The sequence below is a fragment of the Bradyrhizobium sp. PRIMUS42 genome (genome assembly GCF_023006515.1).
Classification (GTDB): domain Bacteria; phylum Pseudomonadota; class Alphaproteobacteria; order Rhizobiales; family Xanthobacteraceae; genus Bradyrhizobium.
The window spans coordinates 1-8,261 of record NZ_JALBGZ010000249.1; the positions used below are offsets into that span (position 1 = coordinate 1).

Sequence of the window (8,261 nt, forward strand, 5' to 3'; positions counted from 1 at the left end):
CGTCCTCGGCGCCGAAGGCGCCGCGCCAGCCGACGGCCCGGCCGGGCCACAACACGCCGATGCTAGTGCTTTACGGCTCCAATCTCGGCACCGCCGAGGAGCTGGCGACACGCATGGCCGATCTTGCCGAGATCAACGGCTTTGCGGTGCATCTCGGCCCGCTCGACGATTACGTCGGCAAGCTGCCGCAGGAGGGCGGCGTGCTGATCATCTGCGCCTCCTATAACGGTGCACCGCCTGACAATGCGACGCAGTTCGTGAAATGGCTCGGCGGCGATCTGCCGAAGGATGCCTTTGCCAATGTCCGCTATGCCGTGTTCGGCTGCGGCAATAGCGACTGGGCTGCGACCTATCAATCGGTGCCGCGCTTGATCGACGAACAATTGTCGGCGCACGGTGCGCGCGCGGTCTATCCGCGCGGCGAGGGCGATGCGCGTAGCGATCTCGACGGCCAGTTCCAGAAATGGTTCCCGGCTGCCGCCCAGGTCGCGACCAAGGAATTCGGCATCGACTGGAATTTCACCCGCACCGCGGAGGACGATCCGCTCTACGCGATCGAGCCGGTGGCAGTGACCGCCGTCAACACCATCGTGGCCCAGGGCGGCGCGGTGGCGATGAAGGTGCTGGTCAACGGCGAGCTTCAGAACAAGAACGGCCAAAATCCGTCGGAACGCTCGACGCGTCATATCGAGGTGCAGCTGCCGTCCAACGTCAGCTACCGCGTCGGCGATCACCTCAGCGTCGTCCCGCGCAACGATCCGACGCTGGTGGATTCGGTGGCTCGCCGCTTTGGTTTCCTGCCGGCCGACCAGATCAGGCTTCAGGTCGCCGAAGGGCGCCGCGCGCAATTGCCAGTCGGGGACGCCGTGTCGGTCGGCCGCCTGCTCAGCGAGTTCGTCGAGCTGCAGCAGGTCGCGACACGCAAGCAGATCCAGATCATGGCCGAGCACACCCGCTGCCCCGTCACCAAGCCGAAGCTGTTGGCCTTCGTCGGCGAGGAGGGCGAGCCACTCGAGCGCTATCGCAGCGAGATCCTGGCCAGGCGCAAATCGGTGTTCGATCTGCTGCTCGAATATCCGGCCTGCGAATTGCCGTTCCATGTCTATCTGGAAATGCTCTCGCTGCTGGCGCCACGCTATTACTCGATCTCGTCTTCGCCGTCGGTCGACCCGGCTCATTGCAGCATCACGGTCGGCGTGGTCGAGGGGCCGGCTGCGTCCGGACGCGGCACCTACAAGGGCATCTGCTCGAACTATCTCGCCAACCGGCGCACCGGTGATGCGATCTACGCCACCGTGCGCGAGACCAAGGCCGGCTTCCGGCTCCCGGACGATCCCTCGGTGCCGATCATCATGATCGGGCCCGGCACTGGCCTCGCGCCGTTCCGCGGCTTCCTCCAGGAACGCGCCGCGCGCAAGGCCAAGGGCGCGGCGCTCGGGCCATCCATGCTGTTCTTCGGCTGCCGCCATCCCGATCAGGATTTTCTCTACGCGGAGGAGCTGAAGGCGCTGGCGGCAAGCGGCATCACCGAGCTGTTCACGGCGTTCTCGCGCGCGGACGGACCGAAAACCTATGTGCAGCATGTCCTCGCCGCGCAGAAGGACAAGGTCTGGCCGCTGATCGAGCAGGGCGCGATCATCTATGTCTGCGGCGACGGCGGCAAGATGGAGCCCGACGTGAAGGCGGCGCTGGTCGCGATCCACAGCGAGAAGAGCGGCAGCGATGCGGCCGCCAGTGCGCGGTGGATCGAGGAGATGGGGACGAAGAACCGATACGTGCTCGATGTCTGGGCGGGTGGGTAGCGCAGATCGTATGGGGGGTTAGCAAAGCGTAACCCACCATACTTCAGCGAATGCGGAACGAAGATGGTGGGTTACGCCTTCGGCCAACCCACCCTACGGAATCGGATCGTGCTAAAGCACTCCCATGATTCCCTGGGAAAAACTTGACACCGCCAAAATCCCCGGCTCCGACGAAGAGCTCCGCCTGATGCGGCGGGGCAAGGAGTTTTCCATCAAGCTCGGCACCAACGAGCTGATGAACAACCGTCTGTCGGGCTCCGAAGCCGCGCTCGCAACGCTTGCGGCGAAGCAGATCGAGACGGTCGCAAAACCCGTCGTCCTGATCGGCGGCCTCGGCATGGGCTTTACGCTGCGTGCGGCGTTGGCCGTGCTCGGAAGCAAGGCGAAGATCATGGTCTCCGAGCTGGTGCCCGCGGTGGTCACTTGGGCGCGTGGACCGATGGCTGAGGTCTTCGGCAACAGCCTTGATGATGTCAGGGTGAGCATCCGGGAGACCGATGTCGCCGAAATCATCCGGGCGCAGCGGGCAACCTTCGATGCTATTCTCCTCGACGTCGACAACGGGCCGGAAGGGCTGACCCGAAAGAGCAATGACGCCCTTTACAATACGAGCGGGCTGCAGGCGGCGAAGACGGCGCTGCGGCCGGGCGGTGTGCTCGCTGTGTGGTCGTCGGGACCCGATCCCGCGTTCACGAAGCGTCTTGGCCGCGCCGGTTTCGACGTCAAAGAGGTCAACGTCCGCGCCACCGGAAGGGGCGGCGGCGCGCGCCACGTGATCTGGATCGCGCGGAAGAGCTAGGCGGCCTGCGCCGCAGCGCCATGCGCGTGCTTGTCGATGGCGCCGATGATCTCTGGCCAGAACAGCATCGGCAGCGCGTGGCCCATGCCTTCGATCATCAGGAGCTTGGCGCCAGGAATTGACTCCGCTGTGTCCTTGCCACCCTCGAGACGGACCAGGGGATCGACGGTTCCATGGATCACCAGCGTCGGCGTCTTGACGCCATGCAGCCGGTCCTTGCGGTTGCCCGATGCAAGTACGGCGCGGAGCTGGCGGCCGACGCCGGCCGGATTGAGCCCGCGCGCGAACACCCGTTCGGCACGGCTGGGGTCGAGCGCTTCTTCTTCGGGAAAGGACCCGGCGCGCAAGATCTTCCAGGTCTGGCCGTAGCGGACGATGAACTCCTCCTTGCTGCGTGGCGGCGGCGCCATCAGCATTGCGGCGGCCTCGCGCGTCGGCGGCGGCACGCGCGGATTGCCTGTCGTCGACATGATCGATGTCAGCGAGCGCACGCGCTCGGGAAACGACAGCGTCACCTCCTGCGCGATCATGCCGCCCATGGACGCCCCGACCAGATGCGCCGACTTGATGCCGAGCGCGTCCATCAGCCCGACTGTGTCCTTGGCCATGTCGATGAGTTTGTAGGTTGCGGCGACGGGAATTCTGAGGAAGCGCAGCTTCAGCAGCTCGAGCGGCGTCAACCGCTTGCCGCCCGTCAGATGGCTCGACTTTCCGATGTCGCGATTGTCGAAGCGGATCACGCGGAAGCCGCGCGCGGCAAGCTGCTCGCAGAACGCATCGTCCCAGTGGATCATCTGCGCCCCGAGACCCATGATCAGCAGCAGCGGCTCGGCATTGTCGTTGCCAAAGATCTCGTAGCAGATGTCGATGCCATTGGCGCGGACGGTCTGGGGCGGCTGATGGGTGGTCACGGGCGCGGTCCCTCCTGCTGATCGATGCTGTATCGCACGGTTTCCCGCCACAAAGAAGCGGCGTGCCAAGCAGCAGGTGCGCTTGCCGGTTGACCGGCACCGCGCAACGGTGTGGTATGGCAAAAAGAAGGGCATCGCAGCTCTCGATTTCAGGAGGACGCCGATGACCGACAAGATCAATGACCCCGTCGCTGTGTGGCAGAAGATGGTTGGCGAGATGGAGAAGGGGTTCAACTCTTTCGCCAACCAGGCCATGTCGTCGCCGGAATTTTCACAGGCGATGAACCGTGCGGGCGGAGTTGCTGCAGGTGCTCAGAAGCAGCTCGGCGAGCTCGTGGAGAAATACCTCGTCACCATGAACCTGCCCAGCCGGGAGCAGGTCACAGGCCTTGCGGAACGGCTCCAGTCGATCGAAGCCCAGATCGGCGAGATGAAGTCGATGCTGAGCCAGATGGCGGCAAGTTCGGGGATATCGCAAGGCTTCGACAGCGCGCCGCGGCCGCCACGGACGAAACGTCCGCCCTCCGAAGGCGGAGAGCAGACATGAACGCGCCGACGGGACTTGATTTCGCATCTATCCCGGAACGCATCCAGAGCGAGGTGCAGCGCGCGATCCAGCGAAGCATCAAGGGTGTCGAGTATTTTTCGAGTTCCGGCCCGACGCTCGGCTCGACGCCGAAGGACGTGCTGCATTCGCGCGGCACAATGAGCCTTTATCACTACCGGCCGATGTCGGACGAGATCTACCGCGTGCCGGTGCTGATCGTGATGGCCACCACCAACCGCGGCTACATTCTCGACCTCGTTCCCGGGCAGAGTTTCATCGAATTCCTGCTCAAGCGGGGTTACGATGTCTACATGCTCGACTGGAGCGCGCCGCGGCCGGAGGAGAAGAGTCTGCGGATGGAGGACTATGTCCTCGACTTCATTCCAGACTGCGTCCGCCGGGTGCAGCAGGATTCCGGCGAGCAGGACGTTTCCGTCATCGGCTATTGTTTCGGCGGCGTGCTGTCGCTGCTGTACGGCTCGATCCACAAGGATGGGCCGATGAAGAATTTGATCTGCTTCACCACGCCGATCGACTTCCGCGAGATGAAGCTGTTCTCGAATTTCTCCGACCGTCGCTATTTCGATGTCGACCGCCTCGTCGACAGCATCGGCAATGTGCCGCCTGAGATGATCCTGTCCTCGTTCGAGATGCTGCGCCCGGCCTCGCGCACGGTGAGCCAGATCCAGCTCTGGGAAAACATCTGGAACGACGAGTTCGTCAAGTCGTACCGCATGTTCGACCGCTGGGCGACCGACACGCTGCCATTGGCCGGCGAATATTTCCGCGCCATCACCAAGGACCTGATGTGGGATAACAAGCTGTTCAACGACACCATGTCGGTCGGCGGTCGCGCCGCCAAGCTGGAAGACATCAAGGTGCCGATCCTGCATGCGGTCGCCGAGCACGATCACATCGTGCCGTATGACGCCGCAAAGCACCTGATTGCGAAGATTGGATCTGCGGACAAGGAAGAGGTGATGCTGAAAGGCGGTCACGTCTCGCTCGTCGCGGGCGCCAACGCCGTGAAGCGGCTTTGGCCAAAACTGGATTCCTGGCTGGGAAAGAGATCGACATGAGCGAACAGCGTTCCTATCCGCGTCAGGTCAAGACCGACGCCGGCGATATCGAGATCCGCCTGATGTCGCCCGCGGATGAGGCGGCGGTGCTCGCCTTCGGCAAGGGCCTGCCGACCCACGACCTGTTGTTTCTGCCGCGCAACATCAGCGAGCCGAAGGTGCTGTCGGCCTGGGTCAAGGAGATCGAGCGCGGCGCGATCACAAGCCTGCTTGCGGTCAGGGACGGCAAGGTCGTCGGATGCGGCACGCTGGTGCGCGATCCTCACTCCTGGTCGCCCCATGTCGGCGAGATCCGCATGGTGGTCTCGCTCGACGTGCGCGGGAAGGGGGTGGGGCGGGCGCTGTCGCAGGAGACCTTTGCCCTCGCGCTTGGCGCCGGCCTGGAAAAACTCTCGGTTCAGATGACCGTCGACCAGCAGGCCGCGATCGCGGTGTTCGAGAGCCTCGGCTTCAAGGCTGAAGCGCTGCTGCGGGACCACGTCCGGGACGTCGATGGCAAGACCCACGACATCGTCGTGCTCGGGCACAACATCGCGCAGGTCCAGGCCCAGATGGAGGCCTACGGGCTGCCGGACGCGGTGCAGCACTAGCCAGCTCGCCGCCCGGGAACCCGGTCTGGCCAGGGAGGCACCAGATTGCCTCCTGTTAAGGCTGTTCACGATTTCGTGATATCGCACCGCAACAAGAATATTGCATCGCACAATTAACTATGCCATATAGATCGGGCCCCGGGCCAATGCGGACGGGGTGAGCCCATAGCTCAGAGCAACGAGGATGGAGAGAACCCCAATGACCACCGAAACCAACACCGCTTTCGAAGGCTTCAAGGACGCATTCAAGAACATCCAGAACCTGGAAGTTCCCGAGGCCGCCCGCGAGTTCGTGAAGAAGTCCGCCAACACCGCCAAGGACCGCGCTGCCGAGGTTTTCGCAGGCTCCGAGCGCGTGACCGCCGCCGTCGAGAACGCGGTGACCGAGTCCGTCACTGAGGCCGGCAAGATCAGCCGCAATATCCAGCAGGCGATCTATGACGACGCCCAGGCGTTCTTCGCCGGTATCGACAAGCTCGCCTCCGCCAAGTCGGTCAGCGAAGCCGTCGAGATCCAGTCGGGCTTGCTCCGCGCCCGCGGCGAAGTGTTCGTCTCGCGTGCCAAGGCGACCGCCGACTATTTCGGCAAGCTCGCCGCCAACGGCGCGAAGTCCGCTCAGGACAATTTTGCCAAGGTCTACAACAAGACTGCCTGATCTGGCGCCCTGAGTAAAAACTGAAATTTGAGGCCCGCTTCGGCGGGCCTTTTGTTTGTCTCCTGCGTTCCCCGGATGCGGTGCAGCGCGCCGCTCTTGCGGCGTGGTGCACTGCTGATCCGGGGTCCATCTTGCCTTGGACGCTTCCTGGGTCCCGGCTCTGCGGTGCATCGGTGTACGCTGCACCGCGTCCGGGACACGCCGAGATTGACGCGCTAAGTATCCGCCATGAACGCCCCCGCCACCTTTTCCTTCGATTCCCCCGGCGATGCCGAACGCGCGGCGGAGCTTCGCCGCGTCAAGGCGCTTGCGACGCTGGTGCTGGCTTCGACGCTGGCGCTGTTCGTCGTCGCGAAATGGCTGCTGCCTGTGCATCCCGTGTTCGGCTTCATAGCCGCCTTCGCGGAAGCTGCGACCATCGGCGGGCTTGCCGACTGGTATGCGGTGGTCGCGCTGTTCAAGCGGCCGCTCGGCCTGCCGATCCCGCATACCGCGATCATTCAGAGCAATCAGGCCCGTATCGCCGACAAGCTCGGCGAGTTCATCCAGGTGCATTTCCTCGAGGCCGGTCCCGTCGAGGCCAAGCTGCAGGAGATCGATTTCGGCTCCTTCGTTGCCGACTGGTTGCGCGATCGCAAGCGCAGCGACGATCTTGCGCGCTTCGCGCTGCGTCTGCTGCCGGAGGCTGTCTCCGCAACCGAGACCTCCGGCCTGATGACTTTCATCATCCGCCGCATGTCCTCGCAGCTCCAGGCGATCGACCTTGCGCCGCTCGCCGCCGGTACGCTGCGCGGCTTCGTCGCGGAGGGACGGCACCAGATCCTCTTCGACGATCTCCTGCGCGTGATGCACGAGACGCTGAACCAGCAAGAGACGATGGGGATGATCCGCGAGAAGGTGCGTGCGGAGTTGCCGACCTTGCTCAGGCTTTATCGCGCCGACAAGTTTCTGGTGAACAAGATCGTGGCGTCCGCCACAGCGTTCTTCAATGAGGTGCGCAGCGATCCCAAGCATCCGTTCCGCGGCGAGTTCGATCGCATGGTACTGAGCTTCGTCGACCGGCTCGGCAGCGATCGGGCCTATATCGACCGCATCGACGGATTGAAGCGCGATCTGTTGGCGCGGCCCGAGCTTGCCGATCTCGCCCGCACGGTGTGGGCCAATACGCGTTCTTTCATCGAGCGCAGCGCGAGCGGTGAGACGCAGGTGCTGCAGCATCATCTCGCCGGCATGTTCGTCGCGGCGGGCGAAGCGCTGGCCGGCGATGCCGAACTGCGCGGCGAGATCAACAAGGGCTTTGTCGCGGTGCTGCGCAGCTTCGTCGCCGACCAGAAGAGCGGCGTCTCGATCTTCATCTCCGACCAGGTCAAGGCGTGGGACATGGCGCAGCTGATTTCCCTGATAGAAATCAACATCGGGCGCGACCTGCAATACATCCGCTTCAACGGTTCGCTGATCGGCGGCCTCGCCGGGCTCGCGCTGTACTCCGTAGAATTCCTGCTCCGATTGCTGTGACTTTTGCGTCACGGCCGCTGGCATTAACGCGCGGGCCTATTGTGGCCTCGCGTCTCACCCGCTTGAATGTCGGGAACCGGCCGTCTAGCTGATTCATGTTGCGCTGCGGAACGATCAAGAAGCCGGAGCATTGGAATTCATGCCCATTTGCCGGCATCGCGGCCGGCGGCCTTTCAGGAATTCTTCCCAGGGGAAACATTGATGACCGCTACTGCCCAGACGCTGCGTCCGCCGTCCAGAACTCTGATGTTTCTGGAAGGGCGCGCGATCCATGAGTTCGGCGCATTCCTCGGCGCGCTGCCGCTGTTGAGCCTCGCGCCGCGCGGCGATGGGCATCCGGTGCTGGTGCTGCCGGGCCTCGTC

At 63.8% G+C, this 8,261-nt stretch carries 8 protein-coding genes and 1 pseudogene; 8 read left to right on the forward strand and 1 reads right to left on the reverse strand.

Annotated features, from left to right (window positions below):
* Positions 1 to 1,802 (forward strand): sulfite reductase flavoprotein subunit alpha (locus MOV75_RS19240; protein ID WP_247006391.1); only part of this gene is annotated, 1,802 nt, incomplete at its 5' end.
* Positions 1,803 to 1,926: 124 nt separating this feature from the next.
* A complete protein-coding gene (locus tag MOV75_RS19245; RefSeq protein ID WP_246921879.1) occupies positions 1,927 to 2,601 on the forward strand; it encodes a spermidine synthase in 675 nt (224 codons plus the stop codon).
* On the opposite strand, the gene MOV75_RS19250 is transcribed toward MOV75_RS19245, so the two are convergent.
* Positions 2,598 to 3,512 carry an alpha/beta fold hydrolase gene (locus MOV75_RS19250; RefSeq protein WP_246921877.1) on the reverse strand — a complete coding sequence of 305 codons (915 nt, stop codon included), beginning with the start codon at positions 3,510 to 3,512 and terminating at the stop codon, positions 2,598 to 2,600. The two genes, MOV75_RS19245 and MOV75_RS19250, sit on opposite strands and share 4 nt — an antisense overlap.
* A 163-nt stretch (positions 3,513 to 3,675) precedes the next feature.
* On the opposite strand from MOV75_RS19250, the gene MOV75_RS19255 reads away from it, so the two are divergent.
* The 6 genes and pseudogenes from MOV75_RS19255 to MOV75_RS19280 all read left to right on the forward strand — a co-directional run.
* Positions 3,676 to 4,059, forward strand: a complete 384-nt coding sequence (locus MOV75_RS19255) for a hypothetical protein (protein WP_246921875.1) — start codon at positions 3,676 to 3,678, stop codon at positions 4,057 to 4,059.
* Positions 4,056 to 5,138: an alpha/beta hydrolase gene (locus tag MOV75_RS19260; protein WP_246921873.1), complete on the forward strand. Its 1,083-nt coding sequence runs from the start codon at positions 4,056 to 4,058 to the stop codon at positions 5,136 to 5,138. The genes MOV75_RS19255 and MOV75_RS19260 overlap by 4 nt, the downstream gene beginning before the upstream one ends.
* Positions 5,135 to 5,728 (forward strand): GNAT family N-acetyltransferase, encoded by a 594-nt coding sequence (locus tag MOV75_RS19265; protein ID WP_246921871.1) that lies wholly within the window; start codon positions 5,135 to 5,137, stop codon positions 5,726 to 5,728. The genes MOV75_RS19260 and MOV75_RS19265 overlap by 4 nt, the downstream gene beginning before the upstream one ends.
* Positions 5,729 to 5,927: 199 nt before the next feature.
* Positions 5,928 to 6,383, forward strand: coding sequence for a phasin (locus MOV75_RS19270; RefSeq protein ID WP_246921868.1), 456 nt, complete (start codon positions 5,928 to 5,930; stop codon positions 6,381 to 6,383).
* Between the two features lie 228 nt (positions 6,384 to 6,611).
* Positions 6,612 to 7,898 (forward strand): DUF445 domain-containing protein, encoded by a 1,287-nt coding sequence (locus MOV75_RS19275; protein WP_246921866.1) that lies wholly within the window; start codon positions 6,612 to 6,614, stop codon positions 7,896 to 7,898.
* A 201-nt stretch (positions 7,899 to 8,099) separates the two neighbouring features.
* Positions 8,100 to 8,261, forward strand: a pseudogene (locus tag MOV75_RS19280) (alpha/beta hydrolase); the annotation flags it as partial.